The 20,567-nt window shown below is 37.3% G+C and carries 17 protein-coding genes and 1 tRNA gene; 10 read left to right on the top strand and 8 right to left on the bottom strand.

Features of this window, described 5'->3' with window-relative positions; all coding sequences use genetic code 11:
• Nucleotides 1–83 precede the first annotated feature (83 nt).
• Nucleotides 84–1,790 (top strand): lysine--tRNA ligase, encoded by a 1,707-nt coding sequence (lysS, locus tag WFY05_RS14330; protein WP_340113580.1) that lies wholly within the window; start codon nucleotides 84–86, stop codon nucleotides 1,788–1,790.
• Nucleotides 1,791–1,952: 162 nt separating this feature from the next.
• Here the strand turns inward: lysS and WFY05_RS14325 are convergent, their stop codons facing one another.
• The 3 genes from WFY05_RS14325 to WFY05_RS14315 form a co-directional block, all read right to left on the bottom strand.
• Nucleotides 1,953–3,212, bottom strand: coding sequence for a hypothetical protein (locus tag WFY05_RS14325; protein ID WP_340113579.1), 1,260 nt, complete (start codon nucleotides 3,210–3,212; stop codon nucleotides 1,953–1,955).
• A 333-nt stretch (nucleotides 3,213–3,545) separates the two neighbouring features.
• A complete protein-coding gene (locus WFY05_RS14320; RefSeq protein WP_340113578.1) occupies nucleotides 3,546–4,802 on the bottom strand; it encodes a hypothetical protein in 1,257 nt (418 codons plus the stop codon).
• Nucleotides 4,803–5,111: 309 nt separating this feature from the next.
• Nucleotides 5,112–5,771: a porin family protein gene (locus WFY05_RS14315; protein ID WP_340113577.1), complete on the bottom strand. Its 660-nt coding sequence runs from the start codon at nucleotides 5,769–5,771 to the stop codon at nucleotides 5,112–5,114.
• A gap of 423 nt (nucleotides 5,772–6,194) precedes the next feature.
• Between WFY05_RS14315 and WFY05_RS14310 the strand changes: the two genes are divergently transcribed.
• Both WFY05_RS14310 and WFY05_RS14305 read left to right on the top strand, forming a co-directional pair.
• The gene (locus tag WFY05_RS14310; protein ID WP_340113576.1) at nucleotides 6,195–7,217 is read left to right on the top strand and encodes a TolB-like translocation protein; all 1,023 of its coding nucleotides are present in this window, start codon (nucleotides 6,195–6,197) and stop codon (nucleotides 7,215–7,217) included.
• 115 nt (nucleotides 7,218–7,332) lie between these two features.
• A complete protein-coding gene (locus tag WFY05_RS14305) occupies nucleotides 7,333–7,545 on the top strand; it encodes a hypothetical protein (protein WP_340113575.1) in 213 nt (70 codons plus the stop codon).
• A 159-nt stretch (nucleotides 7,546–7,704) separates the two neighbouring features.
• On the opposite strand, the gene WFY05_RS14300 is transcribed toward WFY05_RS14305, so the two are convergent.
• Nucleotides 7,705–8,544, bottom strand: a complete 840-nt coding sequence (locus tag WFY05_RS14300) for a hypothetical protein (RefSeq protein ID WP_340113574.1) — start codon at nucleotides 8,542–8,544, stop codon at nucleotides 7,705–7,707.
• A 919-nt stretch (nucleotides 8,545–9,463) separates the two neighbouring features.
• Nucleotides 9,464–9,910, bottom strand: coding sequence for a hypothetical protein (locus tag WFY05_RS14295; RefSeq protein ID WP_340113573.1), 447 nt, complete (start codon nucleotides 9,908–9,910; stop codon nucleotides 9,464–9,466).
• 347 nt (nucleotides 9,911–10,257) lie between these two features.
• Here WFY05_RS14295 and WFY05_RS14290 point away from each other — a divergent pair, with 347 nt between their 5' ends.
• A complete protein-coding gene (locus tag WFY05_RS14290; RefSeq protein WP_340113572.1) occupies nucleotides 10,258–10,995 on the top strand; it encodes a peroxiredoxin in 738 nt (245 codons plus the stop codon).
• Between the two features lie 173 nt (nucleotides 10,996–11,168).
• Here the strand turns inward: WFY05_RS14290 and WFY05_RS14285 are convergent, their stop codons facing one another.
• Entirely contained in the window at nucleotides 11,169–11,363 is a 195-nt protein-coding gene (locus tag WFY05_RS14285) for a sulfatase/phosphatase domain-containing protein (RefSeq protein ID WP_340113787.1), read from the bottom strand.
• Nucleotides 11,364–11,572: 209 nt separating this feature from the next.
• Between WFY05_RS14285 and WFY05_RS14280 the strand changes: the two genes are divergently transcribed.
• The 5 genes from WFY05_RS14280 (at nucleotide 11,573) to WFY05_RS14260 (ending at nucleotide 16,135) form a co-directional block, all read left to right on the top strand.
• On the top strand, nucleotides 11,573–13,033 hold the full coding sequence (locus WFY05_RS14280) for a tetratricopeptide repeat protein (RefSeq protein WP_340113571.1): 1,461 nt from the start codon (nucleotides 11,573–11,575) through the stop codon (nucleotides 13,031–13,033).
• 235 nt (nucleotides 13,034–13,268) lie between these two features.
• Nucleotides 13,269–14,123, top strand: coding sequence for a hypothetical protein (locus WFY05_RS14275; RefSeq protein WP_340113570.1), 855 nt, complete (start codon nucleotides 13,269–13,271; stop codon nucleotides 14,121–14,123).
• A gap of 39 nt (nucleotides 14,124–14,162) precedes the next feature.
• Complete coding sequence (locus WFY05_RS14270) at nucleotides 14,163–14,534, top strand: lipocalin family protein (protein WP_340113569.1); 372 nt, start codon at nucleotides 14,163–14,165, stop codon at nucleotides 14,532–14,534.
• Between the two features lie 968 nt (nucleotides 14,535–15,502).
• Nucleotides 15,503–15,575, top strand: a tRNA-Thr gene (locus tag WFY05_RS14265).
• Between the two features lie 92 nt (nucleotides 15,576–15,667).
• A complete protein-coding gene (locus tag WFY05_RS14260; protein ID WP_340113568.1) occupies nucleotides 15,668–16,135 on the top strand; it encodes a hypothetical protein in 468 nt (155 codons plus the stop codon).
• 451 nt (nucleotides 16,136–16,586) lie between these two features.
• Here the strand turns inward: WFY05_RS14260 and WFY05_RS14255 are convergent, their stop codons facing one another.
• Nucleotides 16,587–17,321 carry a hypothetical protein gene (locus WFY05_RS14255; protein ID WP_340113567.1) on the bottom strand — a complete coding sequence of 245 codons (735 nt, stop codon included), beginning with the start codon at nucleotides 17,319–17,321 and terminating at the stop codon, nucleotides 16,587–16,589.
• A gap of 532 nt (nucleotides 17,322–17,853) precedes the next feature.
• Between WFY05_RS14255 and WFY05_RS14250 the strand changes: the two genes are divergently transcribed.
• Nucleotides 17,854–19,623 carry a T9SS type A sorting domain-containing protein gene (locus tag WFY05_RS14250; protein ID WP_340113566.1) on the top strand — a complete coding sequence of 590 codons (1,770 nt, stop codon included), beginning with the start codon at nucleotides 17,854–17,856 and terminating at the stop codon, nucleotides 19,621–19,623.
• A 116-nt stretch (nucleotides 19,624–19,739) separates the two neighbouring features.
• Here WFY05_RS14250 and tsf read toward each other — a convergent pair whose 3' ends face one another.
• Entirely contained in the window at nucleotides 19,740–20,567 is an 828-nt protein-coding gene (gene tsf, locus WFY05_RS14245; RefSeq protein WP_340113565.1) for a translation elongation factor Ts, read from the bottom strand.

The following is a 20,567-nucleotide window of genomic DNA, read 5'->3' as shown; positions in this document are numbered from 1 at the left end:
TTCAACCAAAACGGCAGTAGGCTCAGTTTGTTAGCGTTGCAGCATGTGTTTTTTGGCTTGAACAAATTAAAAAGAGTAGTTAAATGAGTCATCAGGAATTAAGCGAACAGGAAATTATCAGAAGAAATTCGCTACAGAAAATGCGAGAGTTGGGTGTTGAGCCCTACCCTGCTGCCCAGTTTGAGGTAAATACTACATCAGCCAAAATAAAAGCAAACTACAAGGAAGAAGAAAAGAATTTTCAGGATGTGGTGATTGCCGGCCGTATGATGAGCCGCAGAATTATGGGGAAGGCCGCTTTTGCTGAACTTCAGGATCATGAAGGCAGAATACAGGTTTATGTGAACCGCGATGAAATTTGTCCGGGTGAAGACAAAACACTTTACAACGACGTATTTAAAAAACTACTCGATATTGGCGATATCATCGGGGTGAGAGGTCATGCGTTTATCACTCAGATGGGTGAATTGACTGTTCACGTAAAAGAGCTTACGGTGTTGAGTAAATCGTTGCGCCCGCTGCCTGTTGTTAAAGAAAAAGAAGGAAAAACCTTTGATGCATTTACCGATCCGGAACAGCGCTATCGTCAACGCTATATCGACCTGATCGTTAATCCGCAGGTAAAAGATACTTTCATCAAGCGCACGAAAATCTACAACACCATGCGCCAGATGTTCAATGAATATGGTTACCACGAAGTGGAAACGCCCATTTTGCAGCCCATCCCGGGTGGTGCAGCGGCGCGTCCGTTCGTCACTCATCACAATGCACTGAACATGCCGCTTTACATGCGAATTGCCAACGAGTTATATCTAAAACGGTTGATCGTTGGTGGCTTTGAAGGCGTTTATGAGTTTTCGAAAGATTTCCGTAACGAAGGCATGGACCGCACCCACAATCCCGAATTTACGGTGATGGAAATTTACGTGGCCTACAAAGACTACAAATGGATGATGGAGTTTACCGAAGAAATTTGTGAGCGGGTTGCCATGGCCTTGCACGGCACAACAAAAGTACAGTTGGGAGAACATGTTATCGATTACAAAGCGCCTTATCCGCGTGTTACAATGGCCGAAGCCATAAAAGAACACACCAGTTACGACATTAACGGCAAAACCGAAGCCGAACTTCGCGAGATCTGCGACAAACTGGAGATCGAAATTGATGAGACCATGGGTAAAGGAAAACTCATCGACGAGATTTTTGGCGAGAAATGCGAAGGCAGTTACATCCAACCTACATTTATTACCGACTACCCGGTTGAAATGTCGCCACTTACCAAAAAGCACCGCAATAACCCGGAGTTGACCGAACGCTTTGAATTGATGGTAGCCGGTAAAGAACTGGCCAACGCTTACTCCGAGTTGAACGACCCGATCGATCAACGCGAACGTTTCCAGGATCAGTTGAAACTCTCGGAAAAAGGAGACGATGAAGCCATGTTTATCGACCAGGATTTCCTGCGTGCGCTGGAATACGGCATGCCGCCAACATCGGGAATGGGAATTGGAATGGATCGTCTGACGATGTTTATGACCAACAGCCCGAGTATTCAGGATGTCCTGTTCTTCCCGCAAATGAAACCTGAGAAAAAAGCAGTGGAATTGACCGACGACGAAAAAGTGGTTTTCGAACTCCTGAAAACTGAATCTCCGGTTGATTTGAATGTATTGAAAACGAAATCGGAACTCAGCAACAAAAAATGGGACAAAGCCATAAAAGGGCTTACCAAGAAGAATGTGGCTAAAGTTGAGAATACTGATACCGGGTTGATAGTGACAATGCTGTAGACATATAAAACCAGATTATATAAAGGCCTCTTCATTGATTGATGAAGGGGCTTTTTGTTTTACTAAATTAGACTTTAAGCTCTGATTGTTAATTAGTTATTGATCTCACATTACAGCTGAACCAAAATTAGATCATTTTCAAACCTTGAGGTAATACTATTGTCATTCTCTGTAGAATGGAATATGAGCTATTGTTCTATTATATGAGCCTGGACCTTTTATTACAAGAACATGTTCGCCTTTTGACAAGTTTGACACATCAATATGAGTAAAATAACCTCTTTGTTTCGTTTTTGACTTATATCCGTGAAACCATTGCAGATTATGCATTAAACTGTCAGCCACAGAAATATGGTAAAATTCGCTAATGCACTTTCTGTCTAAAAACGCTTTGTTTCTGTTAGGGTAAGCAGTCAGTAGCGAATCATAATTTGCAAACTTGCGAATATCCTTTTCAATATCAATCCTGGCAACTACGAATAAGCGGATTGTATTGCCTTTTATTATATCTGATTGAATATGTGCTCGCGGAGAATAATAGTCAGTATTCTGATCGTCATAATAAGAATTAAACCCAGAGTGATTAAAAAGACTAAGCCTTGAAAACTGATCCCCTGGATGTACATGTTTTCCCAACGTGATCGTTTGACTATATGTTATTGCAACAAATAAAACCAGAAAAAGGATAATCTCCCATTTTTTATAATTGGTTATAAAACTATAATAAATAGGACGATAGAATCTGGCTAAAGTAAGAATACTTACAACTTTGTAAATCGGCCAGTAAATTTTGCTGATGAACCTGAATCGCCTAAAATAGCCCAGTGACACAAAGTCGATAACAGCAATTACACCAACAATAGCTAAAACATAAAGGTAAATCAATTCAAAAATTGTACCATCGGAATAATTCTCCATGCCCGAGGCGTAAATCCAGAACAGAGTAAGTGGAAACATGCATACTACGATAAAAACATAAGCTCCAACAACCGACATTAACACTAAAAATGCAATGGAGAATAAAGCACTGGCAAGATTTTCCAAGTTGTTTATTATTCTTTTATACTCTGGGATTTTTTTTAATCCGTTTTCAAATTTACCCGAAAGCTTTAATTTGTCAGATTTAATTTCATTCGGGAAAATATAACTTAAGCCTATCATTCCTATCCAGATTGAGCGTACGACCAGATGTATGATAAGTATTACTATTACCCAATAGATTGCCACCTTAAATAGCGCCATTACCTGTGCAATATCTACTCCGTAAAACTTAATATTAGCTTCTATATATGCTACTAACTGGTCTAACAATTTCGGAATACGAAACAAAGCAAAGATTGCAATACCTGAGATTAATATTTCTGGCTCCCAGCTATTTCTCTTAAGTTTTTCTATCCAGTTCAGATCAGTTTTTTCTCCCATTTTTTTATTTAAAGATAGGTATTAAAAAATACTTAAAAGAAGAGTTATTTTATCAGACGAATCCGTAATTAGATTCTAATTATTATGAAATTAAATGATGGTAGATTTAACTTTTAGCTTTACTTAAAGGAGCAAAAACAATTTTTATATGTATTGAAGATGAATGTAACTTGCAGTTAATTTGCCATTTATCCCATAATCATACTGACTATTGTTGCTTGATCCGGTTGTATTTTAAAGTTAGAATTTAAATTTATTTGGGATAACAATTCGTCTTGGAAGTTGATAAACGAAATTAGTTCCTCTTACAAGTTTTGAAAGGGATTACCTTTGTCATTCTCTGTAGAATGGAATACCAGCAATTGTTCTGTTGTATGAATCCGGGCCTTTTATGTAAAGAACATGGTTACCCTGTGGCAAGTTTGAAATATTAATATGGGTAAAGTAACCTTTTTGTTTTGTATGTGCTTTATAATCGTGCAACCATTTTAAATTATGAATCAGGCTATCATCTACATAAATATGATAAAATTCACTTATGCACTGCCTTTCAATTAAATATTTTTCTTTGTTAGGATTCGCAATCAATAGCGAATCATAATTTGCATAATTGCGAATATCGTTCTCAATATCTACTCTGGCAACAACAAATAAGCGGATTGAATTATCTTTTATTTTTTCTGATTGAATATGTGCTCTCCGAGAATATCTATCAGAATTTTGATCGTCATAATAAGCATTATATCCATTATGACTATAAAGACTAAGCCTTGAAAACTGATCTCCCGGATGCACCCTATCCCTTAGTTGAATCATCTGAAGATTTGTTGCATAAACAAACAAAATCAGATAAAGTATAATCTTCCATTTCTTATAATTGGTAACAAAACTATAATAAATTGGGCGATAGAACCTGGCTAAAGTAAGAATACTAACAACCTTATAAATTGGAAAGTAAATCTTACTGATGAACTTGAACCGCCTAAAATAGCCAAGTGAAACAAAGTCAATTACAGCAATTATGGATATAACTATTATTAGAATTAAGTAAATTAATTCTATTACTGAGACTTGAGAAGGATCGTTTTCCAAGATAAAATGACTGCTTATAAATAAAGGAGCCATACATACAAAGAAAAAAACATAGGCTCCAACAACCACCATTAACAACAAAAATGCAATGGAGAACAAAGCACTGCATAAGTTTTCCAATTTGCTTATTATGCTTTTATAATCAGGGATGTTTTTTAATTCGTTTTCAAATTTACCTGAGAGCTTTAATTTATCATAATTGATTTCTTTCGGAAAAATGTAACTCAAACCGATCATTCCTATCCATATAGAGCGGACAACAAGATGTATAATAAGTATTAATATCACCCAGTAAATAGCTACTTTAAACAATGCAACAGCATTTGGCATATCTAAAGTTCTACCGTATATATTAGCCTGAAAATATGCTAAAAACTGGTCTAATAATTTAGGTATACGAAACAACGCAAAGATTGCAATACCAGAGATTAATATTTCTGGCTCCCAACTATTTCTCTTAAGTTTTTCTATCCAGTTCAGATCAGATTTTTCTCCCATTTTTTATTTAAAGATATGGATTAATCAAATACAGCTTACCTCATCAATTTTGAAGTGATTCTGTTTCAATATGTCCTAAACCATATTCGTTTCTTTTGGTAAGTGTCACCTATCCGATAATTTAATCCTAAAGATTCTATTATGAAGGTACACTTAAGAAAGAGGAAATTAAGGAAATCCAACTGATTTAGAAACAAGAATCAAGACAAAAGATATAGCCTCATCACACCATACCAATAGCGATCCGGATGGAAGGGCTTTTTTGGTGCCGGATATTTGATAATGGATGCTGGATCGGGGAATTTGTATTTATCTAAATTTGAACTTAACAACAACCATTAATAACACAGAACGATCTGTATAGTCTAACGCATCTCTAAATACCTCAGGCACTTCCTCAAATGCATCGGCACTGTTTATATCGGTCAGGCCGAAAACTGCACGAGTTCCTATACATATCCTGTCATTAAAGCAATAACCTATTCCAACTGGTACGCCAACGTCAAAGGTCTTAAATGATTCTCCGGCATTGGTACTATTTCCATCCTCTGCATCAATTCTGGCAATGATCAAAATGCCAGGCTGAACACCTCCTTCCAGATAGAACCCTTTTCTGCCTCTAAATTGATAAAGAAGAGGAAAATTAACATAGTAAAGAGAAGCATTCCCCTGTGATTGAATTGTTGTAGAATTACTATAACCATCATTGGAAATTATCTTGTAATTGGGGCCTTCCTGTTTCGTAAAAAGAATACCAGCTTTTATAGTAGATCTTTCATTAAAATAATATACATTGGTCTCAATACCAACCATAAAACCGAAAGCTGGCTCCCATATTCCCCAACCTTGATGATGTGACACTCCTGTACCAATAATTATCCCAAGATCATTAAATACTTTACTACTTTGGCACCAAGTTGCAAAGGAAATACCCATGAAGACAAATAGAAGAACAAGTTTGTTATTCATAGTTAATGATGTATCGAAGGTAAATGATTCACTTTAAAAAAACGTTGAATTCTTTTCATTTAAGGTCAGTCGATTTTAAAGTGGTTATATACGTAAAGTGATTTTAAAAGATACCACAAAAGTTTATTTCGAAGTCAGCTTCGGAATAAAGCCTTAATTCTGAAGAAAGTGAAACCGGGCAAGAAAGGTGGAGAATACGGATGCAGAATTGTTGGTGACATTGCAATAGACAAATAAAACCAGATTATATAAAGGCCTCTTCATCGATTGATGGAGGGGCTTTTTTGTTTTGGATGCTCGATATTGAAAGTTCGATACTCGATTGACGAATTGGGATTATGTGGTTTTGGCTATCGCTTGGATGGAATGGAACATTTTGTAAAATAATTAGTATATGCTACAAAAACGCTAAAACACAAAATCATGTACCGCCTTCGTTTCTTAACATTTACTCTTTTGACAACAACCTTAATCTCTGTTTTTTCTTGTTCCAAAGAAGATGATATTATACAAACAGTTAGCTTATCAGATGAAATTCCTTACGGAACTATCGGTACAGGTAAAATTTTGTTTAACCGTAATTACGACTATTATTTAATTGACAGTGAAGAACAATGTGTCAGCGAACTCAGAATAGAAACAATTGGAAACAACTGTGTTATCTCGCCTAATGGAGAAATGATTGCTTACGCCGATTACTCGGATATTCTTCACATAGTTAATATTGACGGTTCTGTTTATGCAGAGCAGAGCTATACGAAACAGTGCTTTAGTAAAATTAGTTGGAGCAAGGATTCGAAAAGAATTATATATTTCGACCAATGTTATGGTGATCCAGAGAATCTTTACGAATTGAACGTAGAAGAACCATGTTGTACAAATAGACTAATAAGAACATTTGGTCGTTCCAATGTGATTTATGGTATTTCATCTCCTTTTTCACTTTCAGTTAATAATGACATGGTTTTTTATGCAATTACTAATGAGGAATTTCAACAAAGTGGAATTTATACTATGAATAAAGATGGCGAAGATCTGAAATGTATTTATACTGACGATAGTGTTGGAGTTTATTTTCAGAATCCTTATTCACATAAATCATACAGTAGTCCAGCATGGTCTCCAACAGATGATAGAATTGCATTTGCTTCTAATACTTCTGGCGACCTTCAAAATTCCTCAGAAATTATTTTAATTGATCCCGACGGGAATAATGCTGAAACACTTGTAAAATTTGATGAACAATCGGTAAACGAGGGACTTAATTCCATTAGCTCAATATGTTGGTCACCAGACGGTACCAAGATTGCATTTTCTATATCTGACGAAATATTTAACCAGCAAAGTATATCACATATTTATATGATTGAGCTTATTACCCGTGAGATTACACAATTAACATTCGAAGAAGGCATGTCAGATACTGGTATCTCATGGTCAGAATAAGAAATAATTGTAATCTATTATTCTTCCATCCTAAGTTTGTCACCGATTCCATCAATTCCTATCCCATCCCCTCAACTTGAATGAACCACACAATTTTCACGCATGTTTCCCACAAATGAAGCCCGAGAAAAAAGCATTGGAAATGACCGACAACAAAAAAGCGGTTTTTGAACTCTTAAAAGCAGAATCGCCGGTAAAATTGCCGGACTTAAAAGAAAAAGCCGGACTAAGCAACAAAAAATGGGACAAAGCCATAAAAGGGCTTACCAAGAAGAATGTTGTCAGGATGGAGAATACCGATGCAGGGTTGTTGGTAACCTTGCAGTAGACAATTAAAACCAGATAATATCGAAAGCCTCTTCATCGATTGATGGAGGGGCTTTTTGTTGCATTAAATTGGGATTTTGTGGCCCTGAATGTCACTTGGTTATTGAGGACAAAAAAGGGCAACACAAAAAGTGTCACCCTTGAATTATTATAATCTCCATTATAGCGAATCCCATCCGTCTTCCAGGTCTTCCTGAGTCATGTCAGTTCCCCAGGGATAGAAGCGTAATTGCAAAAGTTTCAGTCCATCATTATCATACTTCCAATACTCGTCTTTAAGTATCTCATTGAATATTGGTATACGAACATGCAAGGTTATTTCTTCTTCAACCACTACATCAGGATCTGGATCAGAATCATAAGTTATAACAATTTCATAGACAACTGAGAGTAATTCCGCCGTAACATTTTGGAAAGTTTGTTTGCCTTTTAATCTTTCAAATGTTATCGGATTAGGAATAAATTCACCCCAAACAAGGCTTATTACATCATAATTGTCCATGATATTCTCCCAGATTCTTTCACCATGTTTGTCCAGAATTTCCCATCCATAATCAGATAGTTCAGCCATGGTTGTAATTGTTGCACCAGTCATCGGTTTTCCAAGCGGACGTGCATACACCGAATAATCTGTTTCAGTATCATATCCATATGGAAGTTCTGTTACATACGGTTCAAATCCAGGATCCGGAAGTTGGAACAGAGCACCATCTTCATCGGTGCCATTTTTATCCAGAACCGCAAAATCTTCGCCTTCTACTAATCCAATTTCGGTCGTTCCTTCCAGATCAACAAAAATGACATTACCAGCTGCAAGATCATCCTTCATGGTTTTATCCTTAACCCCAATAAGGTTGAGATTAAAGTGCTCACCAACAAGTTTTACGCCGTCATCGGCAGTAGATTTTAAGTTCACATCGTCATTATTAGGGACGAGGTCTGGTTTCTCACATGCGGCAAAAAACACCGCGATCATCAATAAAACAAAAAGTTTTTTCATGATTTAAATTTTTGTGTTAATAGTTAAATTTTATTATCCCCATCGGGGGAAGAGAAATATTCATTATAATTTACATATGATCTAATCATTTCGAGTTAATTGCTTATGATTAGGTTCAGAGTTCATATACTTAAAATGAAATTTTTAATTTCTTTAGAGTTCTACTTTACAAAATCCTAAGTATTATTTCAGTAAAAGATTCAGTTTTAATCAAGTCAAGCATGTATCCATCCTTTCTTATAGCACAGCTATAGTCAACTCTTATGAGTATGGCCTTATTCTTTATCATTAAAATATTGATGCTGTGCTAATTCGCCCTTTTGTCTGAGGAAGACGATATCCTATTCGATCATTTCATAAAATGTTTTAGTTCTGTCAGGTCAAGTGGTCTTTCAACCTTATTCTTTTTGATAACACAGTTATCGCACAACTCTATTGAGTACGGTCTTATTCTTTATCATTAAGATTTATAATGGTCGATTCTGTATCCAAAAGCATTTTTTAGGGATCAACAATTTACAATCTTTAAAAGTAAAAACCAAGTATTTCAACAACTTTTCAACACAGTATCATCCTACATACCAAATATTTACACTTTAGTTATGTTTATCCTTGAGCACAGCAAAATCCCAAAACAACTACTGAATAAGCTCAGTAGCTAATTAAACAACAAACATGCCTAAACATTATGGTCAATATCTGTTGTGCGCTGATAATGAGCAACTAACACTTTTACCCTTGATGCCATACCATATTTAACCTTTATGTTCGAAACCACATTCGTTTCTTGTAGTTCATGCCATCCATCCTATATTTTGGCTAAAGGATTTAATATGAGGGTACGCTAAAGAAAGAGGAAAACACAAAAATGATTTGGTGGAATGTTTTCTTAAAACTGGACTTTTTTAATGTCCACATTTCATTCCCGAACCATATCCAGAAAAAAAATCACGATCTCATCTGTACCATCGCCATTGAAATCAAATTCTGAATTGGCACCCAGGTGCAGCTTGCTATCATCATAGGAAATGTCATAATATTCTGCTTCTCCTTTATCTGTATCGTATTCAACTGCTAACCATTCTTCATCGAACCACAGCGTTCCCGAAAACACCATCGTTCTGCCTCCTGCCCGATTGATTGTAAAGGTGAACCTCCCGTTTACTGAAATGGTAAATGTAACGGTGCCTCCTTCTTCAATAACATCTACTCCATTGAAAGTAGCTTTCGTTGCAGTCCAGTTCCCGGCAATTTCTGCTATCCCTTCGGTTGAGTGTCCGTCATCCTTGCTGCATGAGATGATCAGCACTGAAAACAGTAGCAGGAACATAAAGCCCATTTTAGAATATGTACTCCAGTTTTTCATGTTAGTTTCGTTAGTCTTTCTGCCATCCGGTAAAATGACTTAATCAACAAGGTTTTATGGTTTACGAGGTTTTTATGTGCAGGTTTCCTTCCGGATAAATACACCTGTTCAATGACTATTGAGCTACTATATTCGTCTGATGAAGACTAATTCCATATCATTGAGAATTCGATTGAAAACAAAAGCAGTTATCCGGAATTTTATAAGTGGATTGAAATTTTATTCTGAAAAAGTTATGTTTTGGAATAAGGGCTGATCGAACCTTCATTTTTAAAATGCGTTATTGATTTATATCATTGTGTTTTGAACACTTTTAGTATGTGTTAAGCAACTTAATCATTGCAGATATGAAACAATTTATATTGATATTTTCAATCCTGCTTATTTCGATATCAAGCTGGTCAGAAAAAAATAAATTCCCGTTGATAGGGGATAAAGCTCCTTCGTTTACAGAAACCTCAACAAACGGCATTTTAAAATTTCCGGAGGATTTTGGGGAAAGCTGGAAGATTTTGTTCAGCCATCCACTTGATTTTACATCGGTTTGTACTTCTGAGTTGTGTGGTCTTGCCCGTAATCAGGATAAATTGGATTCGATGGGCGTAAAGGTGGCTGTAGTATCGATCGATGAAATTGAAAGGCATTTACTGTGGAAAGAATTTATGGAGAGAGTGTTGCACGATGAAAATCAAGCCATTAAAATAAAATACCCCATTGTAGCCGATCTTTCCGGACAAGTCTCAAAAAAATACGGAATGTTGCATCATGCAACGGAGGACAAAAGAGACGTTAGGGGCGTATTTATTATTGATCCTGATAATATTATCCAGGCCATTAGTTTTTATCCGCAGAATGTGGGACGAAATATGGATGAAATATTAAGAATGATTGCTGCCTTGCAACTTACACAACAAGAGAATGTTGGAACACCCTTTAGCTGGCAACCGGGTGACGATGTGCTGGTACCACATAAACCTTATACCTCCGATGAATTAGAGCAAAATCCCGAACTTAAAGATAAGTATTACAATAAGGGAGAATTCATGTGGTTTAAAAGAATGAATAAGTTTGCACCCTTACCATAAATTGAAGACAACTTTATCGTATTTGCGAAAAAAAATCTGAAAGAGCAGATATTAAAACCGAGTTTACAGATTTACCGGAATTTCCTGTATTCGATCCTTGGATTTTTCTTCACTTTCTTGTTGTACTCTTCTATGAAGATCAGTCCGGACACCGACATAAGCCGGATCTTCATTTATTTCGCATTTCTTGTGGATCCTTTTTCCAGGTCGTACAATTCCCACTGGTCGATTTCGTAGTAAAAATGAATAAGTGTATAGCAGTCGGAAGTGATATCGAAATGACGCATAACATTAAGTTCCAAGGGATATTCGTAATCATGATAACAGTGCGCTGTTCTAAAGTCTTCGGGAGTCTCGCCATTTAATATTTCCTAAACCATATTCGTTTCTTTTAGTACGTGTCAGCCAGCCTGTATTTTGGCTAATGGTTTTAAGTTGAAGATATACTTATGTAAGCCATCTGTCAAACATAGACGCTTTCGTATAAAAATTCAGATATACAATTACTAAGTGCTTACTCTTTGTAACTTATACCTTTCCATTTTTCGTATACTGTCAAAGAATTAACTTATTAAAGATGAGTACAAAAGTTGTTATTCTCCTTTCACTACTGATCCTCTATAGCTCATTACAAGCGCAAGACAAGACACTACTGAAAAAATATGTGCACAGGCAATTCAACGTTTTGCCTCATTTGGTATTTAGTAATGATTTCTATGATATTCAATCAGCCAATTTTGAAACAGATGATTTTTCATATGCAAGAATCGATGAACTCAAAGACTCATTCGAGACCTACCTGGATGAATCATATTTATATCGGATTTATATCATTTATGACGGATTAAATGATGTAGAATCCGGGAAAAAGTACCTCAGAGAATTAGCAGTCCGATTTCAGGACAAACAGATAGATGAGCCTGACAATATCAAAATTCTTCGGAACCTCTGTCAAATACATTTATTACTGCGTGATATATACCCAGCTATGGAATTTGCGGATCGGATTCTAGATTATGATCCTAGGGATCAAATTGCACTCATGACAAATGCCATGCTTCATTTTGGAAGTGGAGACTTTTCAGTTGCGAATGATTACGCAGAAAGGGGAATTAAAGCGTTTCCGGAATCCCCGGTATTTTATATCTTAAAAACTACCTTATTATTATCATCAGAATTGGTGGACATCAAGAATAAAGATGTCTGGGAAGGTTTTAGCGCTGACTTTTCATATTTGCTGGAGGCGGAGGATAAATACAAAAACAATGCTGAATTGCAATTCAATTTACTACACTGCAATTTATTTGTTCTGTATTTAAATGTAACGATGCCGTATTTTTTGAATCCTCCTGAATCATTCCACAAATTCCGGCTTTCAGTAAGCGATTCTCTTAAGCTGCATGATTATGAGTTCAGGCTACTTAGTATGGCTAAAATGGATAAATTCAAGAATAACCACTCATTATATTTTTATGTTGGATTCATCAACTTGTTGCAGGGAGAATATAACACTGCAATAGAGTATTTTACACAATCTATTGATGCTTATGGGAGTCAACGCGTGAACAAAGAAAAAATTTTGGTTTCGTATAACAACATATTGTCCTGCTATCTATTAATGGGCGATACCATTCAGGCGCAAAAGTGGACGGAAAGGAAGATCAATGATAAGGTTTCAACCCAATCGCTGCCACAGGACTATATAGAACTGGCACGATATTATTTGAAAAAAGGGCAATTAAACCAGGGAGAGAATCTTTTACAAAAAGCCATTGAACTTGACTCAACAACATTTGAAGCGTTTGTTGAATTGGCTAACATCGAAATGATTAATGACAACTTCAAAACAGCCGAAGAACTTTTAGACAAATGCTTTAAAATTAATCCCGATTGCGTGGAAATGTACGAATCAGCTATTCTACTTTCGCTGTTTCAAGGTGATATTGGAACAGCCAAATATTATGTGAAAAGAATACTTGTCGATGATCCGGAGAATTCTTTTGCACTGGATATCGAAAGAGACTTTTTGAACAATTGAACGAGACTTAAATTTTTAATCTTAATCAAATAAATCTTGTTATGCACCATACACGTTTCTTTTGATAAGTGTCACCTATCCGAAATTTGATCATAAAGGTTGATTTTAGAAAGAGGACACTAACCAAATCCAGCAAATCGGATATAAGCTATGATAAATAAATTGTAACTTGATATTTAAAGCCTACCGTAAGTATTTGAAAACGAAACAATATAAAATTTAAAAAACAAAAACGATGCAACCAAAACTTGCTCTAATTCTATCTTTACTTCTGCTAACATCAGTTGTAAATAGTCAGGTAATAATTGTTCCTGAAAAAGAAAACTTAAAAGGAAAAGTTAAATCGTACTCGGAGCTCACTTATAAAACCTTAGAACGCAATGGAAAGATTGAAAAAGGAGAACAAATTATAAACGATTGGGGATATGATATTCAAAGACGATATGATGAGAATGGAAATCAAATCGAATGGAACGGTTACAACCCAGGTAGTAGTTTGTATATTAAATACACTTATAAATACGATGAAAACGGAAGTCCAATAGAACAAAACTGGTACAACTCTGATGGTAGTTTAAAGGGGAGTCGCACCAATAAATTTAAATACGATGTTAACGGAAATCGAATTGAAGAGAACCACTACAGTTCAGATGGAAGTTTAAGCCTGAAAAACACTTTTAAATATGATAAAAATGGAAATCGAACCGAATGGAAATGGTTCAACTCTGATGGCAGTTTAAACGGAAAACACATTTATAAATATGATGATTCAGGCAATAGAATTGAAGAAAATTTCTACAACTCAGTTGGAACGAATTACCGGAAGCTGACTTATAAATACGATGAAAAAGGTAATCAAATTGAAGAGGACAGGTACTTGGATGACAATTTTGAAGGCAAGGCCACTTATCAATATGATGAAAACGGAAATCGAATTCAGGAGAAGCGGTACAGCTTAGATGGTAGCTTAAGCAAGAAAAAAACTTTTCAATACAATTACGACCAACGAGGAAACTGGATCAAAAAGACAGTTTTTGAGGATGATACAGCTAAATTCATTCTGGAACGAGAATATCAATATTTTAAATAAAAAGTATAATACAACAGTTTAACTTAAATACCCAAAATTATGAACCGACTTACGAATTTGACCCTTGCGATTTTAGCGTTGATTTTAGTTTGTGCTGTCTCATGCTCTAAAGATGATGATGCCGATAAAGTTGATCCTATTGTTGGAACCTGGGAAAATATCTTGTCGTTTGAAGGGTTCTCAATGACAACAACAATGACTTTTAAAGCCGATCATTCGGGAACATCGAAAATAGTAATGGTTATCGCCGGAGAAACGGAAAGTGAATCTGTAAATTTTACCTATAGCACCAATGGATCTGCACTAACCTTGACCGAAGGAGAAGAAAGCACGGTTCTAACGTATTCGATTTCGGGCAATAAATTAACCCTCACCGAAGATGGAGAGGAAATTGTGTTTACCAGGAAGTGAAATTCTGCCTTTGCATCGATACAGGTTAAGGCCTTTTTATATTCGGAAAATCACATTGAAAAGTTACACATACTAACGGCTTAAAATGTGGCTTTGGATTTATGCTTGTGGCCGGAGAATTAGGGGAGCGAATGCTACTCCGATCAAAATCTTAGATGCTTCGATCAGGAATTGGGGAACACAAATTGATCTTTCAAACGAACCTGCTCTTAGTTCTCTTTCAAATCGCGGTAACTCAGATACATTACTACTGAAACCACCATCAACAACAGGACCATGTAAGTAATAATTGCTGTCATAATTCCGGTTTTAGTTCAATACACAACAGTAATCTCGATATTAACTGTTCTAAAATTACAAGAATATTAGCTTGCTAAATCACTGACTCGTTGAAACTTATCAAACACAAAATGTTCATATGTGCTCGAAAGGCAATGCCTACGGCGAATTCCAATCTTTTAAAATTCTCATTTCACAAGCGGCAGAACAATTCAACCAATGATGATAAAGCAACTCCTAAGGTTGTCCCGAAAGTGAAAACAGGAAGCTCTTATTCCAAAAATGAAACAGCAGAAGCCTCAGCCAATTTGCGTATCGCACTCATATTCTGTCACTTATGAAAACTGGCATTATGTTTGACTTAGTAATGTAGCTTTGGATAACTGCTATCCTTTTGAAGATACAGACCTAAACTCTTAATGAGTTGCACGATAACCGCGTTATCATTGAATTTTACGAGTTTGATATAAAATAAGGGTCTTTACATTGAACGTCGTTGTTCAATTAAATCGTTTACGAAAAGTAGACAACGCCTCCCTCAACCACCCAATTAAGGTGTGATAAAACAATGCTTTTAAAAGCCTTCTGTAAAAACAGGGGGCTTTAACTTTTGATATCAACAACCTTTTTACTGCACCTTTCACTATTGCTAATTACCTGGAAATTATTTTATTTAGTACAAGAAAATTGCCTCTTTAGCTCAGTTGGTAGAGCAGCTCATTCGTAATGAGCAGGTCGCGGGTTCGAGTCCCGTGAGAGGCTCTGAAAATTTTATGCTGCTGCCTTTATTCTATTCGCTGCCGGAGCAAATTACGACTTGGTAATCTTTTTTACTTCTTATCTGTTATAGCAGTATGGAAAATCAGGATTTTAACAAAGAGTTTCATTCAAATCTGAATATTGAGTTTCAAAAAATCGATAAGTTCTTAAAGGAATTCCGCCACGAATTTACCAAAGAACTCTCGTCAGAACTTGAGCTTTTAAGTGCCGGAATCACATCGGATGAAACTCTTAAAGAAAAGCTACTGGTATACTCCAATCAGATTTTCAATTCAGCCGAATCGGTCATCGATAAAGACAAGCACTATACTGAAGTGCGTTTAATAGAAGAGCTTGAGACCATGTCGCGGGTAAGTAGAAAGGATTTAATTCGTCCGGAGCATCTGGAACTGGCAGAACGCACCCATCGCAAAGCAAAAGCACTAATGGTAAAATTCTATCCCAACCTGATCGATCTTTCAGCAAACGGCTTCAGGCTTCTTGAGAAGTATTGTTCCATGTACAATCACGATTTTGTATTGTCACTGTTGGATCACGCCTGATAATCTAATTTTGATTTTGCCGGTATACAGTAGTTTTTCTCCGGCACATACCTTTCTCCTTATGCCGCTTTTTAGCTTCATCCCATAACCAAGGATATGTTTTGGCAAACGCCAACTCCTTTGTTATTCATGATGTTTCAGATCCTGATAACTCAAATACAATATCACCGAAATCACAATAAGCATCAGAACCGCATAAGCCAGAAGTATTACCATAACTCTTTGCTTTAATTCGATCTTTGTAGGAAAACGCAATATCCAACCGCCAGGACTGACATATTCTTTTTCGTGTTACCTCTTCAAATCGATGCATTTCCTGCACATTTTAACTACATCATCGACTGTATATACGTAAAATCGCGGGAAATAGTTGGATAACGCTTTCGCCGGTGGCTATCAAAAAAGCCACCCGAGAAATCGAATGGCTTTTGAATTCAAATTTTTTGTTAGTTTACCAGCCGCTTAATCCGCTATGATCGCTGCTTTTGTAAGCAATGCCATGATCGCCAGCACACGGATCGTTTGATACTTCCTGCACGGTGGCAAACTGCCCCCAGATTTCAGGACCAATTTCAGTTCCATCTGCAGAATACCAAATATCACCGTCGAGAACCGCATCCTCGGGAACGGCAATAATCTTTGTGAAATAATTCCAGCTGCATTCGCTGCCATCTTCGGTTACGGTTACCCCCGAAATGTGATTGGTCAACCAGGCTTCTGAGCCGATATAGGAATCAAAACCGGCATGACGGTCAAGTTCACCATTACCATCACAGTCGGTATTCGCCAGCCATACATCGTTCCATTTCATCTTTACGGTATCATTCCGGTTTGGCCAAGCCCAATGATTGGCAGCTTCAGGAAATTCAGCCAGGTAGGCATCATCATCTCCCTTGAAAGGAGGCAAAGCAGTTCCCGGACGGCCGGCGTAAGCATTAAAATATGAGCCCTTAAACATATGAGCCTGGTAATTGTACCCGTAAATGTCGTAACCCGTTGTTATGGGCTGTCCTTCCAGGTAATGTCCGTCCGCATACACCAGCGTACCTTCTTTAAGAGTTACACATGAAGATGCCTTCTTTTTGGCACCTTTTAACAACAATTCGTCCCGGGCCGGCTGCTCGAACGATTTTTCACAAGCCGCAAAAGCAACGGCAACTACAATTAATAAAAATACTTTCTTCATGTTTTAGAAATTTTGAGTTTGTAAATCTGCTTCATATTAAAGCGTCTTAATTTATGTAAGCTTCCAAAAAATGTTCATTCGTTCCCCGAAACAACAAGTCGTATTTCGGTACCTTTCAATACTGCATTTATTGTGTGTGAGAATAGCCCAACAGAACTGTTAGTACCTTAAATAAATCAATTTTATTGATCATTTGCAAATCTTATGAAAATTAAATGTGGCGATACCATAGTTAGAGATCACTATAATATCCCCCGAAAAGCACGTTTACAAAGGGTTTTGAAAAGAAGGACCAACTCCAAAGAATCTTAAGTCAACATGTCTTAACGTTATCTCTTGGGTTACCATTTCATCATTTTCAGAATATATAAGTGACGACGCTTTATTTTATGTACAGTATTTCATAGCAATGCAGTTCTGATAATGAACTCAGAGTTCCCTTGCATTTCATACAGGTATTACGTAACTTGTGTAGCTTGATAAGCGCAATGGAAAATAAGTTGAATGATAAACACAACCAATCTTAAATCATATGAAGAAATTTTACATGCTCACAAAATTTATGTTGCTCACGGCCGGAATATTTCTGGTCACCAACGCAACAGGTCAAATCCTGGAAATTATTTCAGGAGATATCAAAACTGATCCTGATTCAGCGGTTATGGTTTCTGCTGCGGTTACCGATACTTCGGGAACCGAAATTACAGATGCCAGAATAAAATGGCACACCGAACCCGGTTACCTGGGTAAAGTGAATAAAGAAGGATGGTTGGTGCCCAATCATCCCGGCGACGGTTACCTGATTGCCAAATACCAAGACTCCCGCGATTCGGTGATGCTGGTAGTTACAGGCACTCCGAAAAACGACGATGATGATAAGGGAGAAATGGAAGATGAATATCCAAAGGTAAAAATCGTTCCGTCCAGCATCCGTATTGAAATTAGTGACTCGGTTGAATTGCGTGCTTTCTACATCGACTCAACGGGCTGCAAAGTAGATACAACCGTAACCTGGTCGGCCGAGCCGATGGGAATTGGCATGTTCCCCGATTCGAGTGTAAACATGTTTTACTCAACTGAAATGCCTGGAAGAGGAATGATTATTGCCACACTTGGCGAGTTGGCCGATACCGCAAAAATCACGGTTTACGAAACCAAAGCCAAAAAAGAAAAAATTAAACAGGAAAACGAAAATCAAAATAACCGCGGCAAACAATTAACAATCGAGCCCGGCGATATGGTAGTCTATACCGGAAATGAACCAATATTGTACTCCGCTACCTACAAAACCAACGGAAACAAACACCAGAATGCCGAATTTATATGGAGTGTTACCGATACCAGTGTGGCTACAATAGACGAAACAGGCTTACTGACCCTAAGTGGCGAAACCGGGATGACACTTGTTGAAGTAAGTTACAGCAACTTTGAAGCCGCTGTTGAACTTCTTGTGGTTGACTCCACGGTTGATATGGATGTAAATACCATTTCAATTCGAAGAGTTTTACCCAATGGAAACGAGCTGAAACCAAAATATTTTAAAGAAGGTGAATCCTACAAAATTGGCGGTCTGCCTTATCCGTTGAACATCCTGAACGCCAGCATGCTGCACTTCCCTTACGGCTGCGTGAGTGAAGATGTAGATATTTTCATGTTCATTCCTGAAAAATATGCTGAAATGGATGACGACAGCACCGAAGTGAATTTTACTGAGGATATCATTACCGGTGTAAAATTCAGCGTAAAACCGGTAAGTTCCGACACGATTGTAGAGCCTTATTATTTTAATGTTCCGGTGGAACTGAAATTGATTTACAAGCAAGACCTGCTGGATTCGCTTGGTATTGATCCGAAAGATCTGAATGTTTTCTTTGCCGACAATACCGGTTTCGAAGAAGTTGGCGATGGCGTTGCCATGGTTGACACTGCACGCAATCGCATTTATGCAACCATCGAGCATTTTAGTACCATTGTTGTAAAATCGGTAGAATCAGCTACTCAAGTGGAGGCTTTACAACCCGAGCCTGATAATTACTTCAATATTTACCCGAATCCATTCCGTACTGTTACTAATATCGAGTTCACACTCGACGAAGCTTCTGATGTTCATCTGAGTATTTATAACATGTTTGGGCAGGAAGTTAAGATTCTGGTTAACGATAATCTACCAGAAGGTAAGCACAAAGTAAGATGGACGGGAGCTCAGGAAAACGGATCGCCGGCAACCACCGGTATTTACCTCTGCAGGTTTATTAAGAATGGTGAGGTAAGCAACGTGAAACGCCTTATCATTAACAGATAGACAACCTTACGAATTACATATTTCAAAGCCATTTGCCGGGAGGTGAATGGCTTTTTTAGGCATAAAAAAACCGCCCATTTTTTAATGAGCGGTTCTTATATCTTCTTCAGCTTTTATTACGCATTCAAAGTGTAGCGGTCAAAAGCTGTAACTGTTAACTCAGGATCGTTTTGCTTCAGGAAATCTTTGATGGAGATTTTTCCGTCTTTCACGTAAGTTTGGTTCAAGAGTGTTACGTCTTTGTACCATTTATTCAACGAACCTTGTGCAATTTTATCAAGCATTGCTTCAGGTTTTCCTTCCTTGCGGTATTTCTCTTTGGCAAACTCAAGCTCTTTGTCGATTTCGGCCTGTGGAATAGCTGACTGATCGATAGCAAGAGGCGCCATTGCAGCAATTTGCATAGCAACGTCTTTACCAACGTTTTCGGCAACACCTTCTTTGTTAAAACTAACTAAGGTAGCCAGTTTATTTCCCGGGTGAATGTACGGCACAACACTTTCGCCGGCAATACATTTGTAGTAAGAAAGATCAAGTTTCTCTCCGGTTACACCAGTTTGCTCGGTTACCTGAGCTTCAATAGCTGTTCCGTCGAGTCCTATCGCTTTAAGCGCTTCAAGGCTTTCTACTTTATTTTCGAGAGCTGCATTCAAAATCTTTTCAGCAAATGCAACAAAGCTTTCGTTTTTAGCCACAAAGTCGGTTTCGCAATTCAGTACAACCAAGGCACCAAATTTACCATCTTCGGTCACTTTTGCCAGAGCTACACCTTCAGCGGCATCTCTGTCGGCACGTTTGTTAGCAATAAGTTTTCCTTTTTCACGGATAATTTCCAGTGCTTTATCAAAGTCACCGTCGGCGTCTTTCAGGGCATTTTTGCAATCCATCATCCCTGCACCTGATACTTTACGCAGTTTTACTACGTCGGCTGTTTTAAAAGACAT

The sequence above is a fragment of the Maribellus mangrovi genome, from assembly GCF_037646455.1.
Taxonomy (GTDB): Bacteria; Bacteroidota; Bacteroidia; order Bacteroidales; family Prolixibacteraceae; genus Draconibacterium; species Draconibacterium mangrovi_A.
The sequence above is the reverse complement of the archived record's forward strand: the minus strand, read 5'-3'. Positions and strand labels throughout refer to the sequence as shown.

Bases quoted from the DNA above. Each gene is read 5' to 3' on its own strand.
- WFY05_RS14290 (WP_340113572.1), top strand. From the start codon at position 10,258: ATGAAACAATTTATATTGATATTTTCAATCCTGCTTATTTCGATATCA.
- WFY05_RS14315 (WP_340113577.1), bottom strand. From the start codon at position 5,771: ATGAATAACAAACTTGTTCTTCTATTTGTCTTCATGGGTATTTCCTTT.
- WFY05_RS14260 (WP_340113568.1), top strand. From the start codon at position 15,668: ATGGAAAATCAGGATTTTAACAAAGAGTTTCATTCAAATCTGAATATT.
- WFY05_RS14300 (WP_340113574.1), bottom strand. From the start codon at position 8,544: ATGAAAAAACTTTTTGTTTTATTGATGATCGCGGTGTTTTTTGCCGCA.
- WFY05_RS14250 (WP_340113566.1), top strand. From the start codon at position 17,854: ATGAAGAAATTTTACATGCTCACAAAATTTATGTTGCTCACGGCCGGA.
- WFY05_RS14295 (WP_340113573.1), bottom strand. From the start codon at position 9,910: ATGAAAAACTGGAGTACATATTCTAAAATGGGCTTTATGTTCCTGCTA.
- lysS (WP_340113580.1), top strand. From the start codon at position 84: ATGAGTCATCAGGAATTAAGCGAACAGGAAATTATCAGAAGAAATTCG.
- WFY05_RS14305 (WP_340113575.1), top strand. From the start codon at position 7,333: ATGAAGCCCGAGAAAAAAGCATTGGAAATGACCGACAACAAAAAAGCG.
- WFY05_RS14320 (WP_340113578.1), bottom strand. From the start codon at position 4,802: ATGGGAGAAAAATCTGATCTGAACTGGATAGAAAAACTTAAGAGAAAT.
- WFY05_RS14275 (WP_340113570.1), top strand. From the start codon at position 13,269: ATGCAACCAAAACTTGCTCTAATTCTATCTTTACTTCTGCTAACATCA.
- WFY05_RS14270 (WP_340113569.1), top strand. From the start codon at position 14,163: ATGAACCGACTTACGAATTTGACCCTTGCGATTTTAGCGTTGATTTTA.
- WFY05_RS14310 (WP_340113576.1), top strand. From the start codon at position 6,195: ATGTACCGCCTTCGTTTCTTAACATTTACTCTTTTGACAACAACCTTA.
- WFY05_RS14280 (WP_340113571.1), top strand. From the start codon at position 11,573: ATGAGTACAAAAGTTGTTATTCTCCTTTCACTACTGATCCTCTATAGC.
- WFY05_RS14325 (WP_340113579.1), bottom strand. From the start codon at position 3,212: ATGGGAGAAAAAACTGATCTGAACTGGATAGAAAAACTTAAGAGAAAT.
- WFY05_RS14255 (WP_340113567.1), bottom strand. From the start codon at position 17,321: ATGAAGAAAGTATTTTTATTAATTGTAGTTGCCGTTGCTTTTGCGGCT.
- tsf (WP_340113565.1), bottom strand. From the start codon at position 20,567: ATGTCTTTTAAAACAGCCGACGTAGTAAAACTGCGTAAAGTATCAGGT.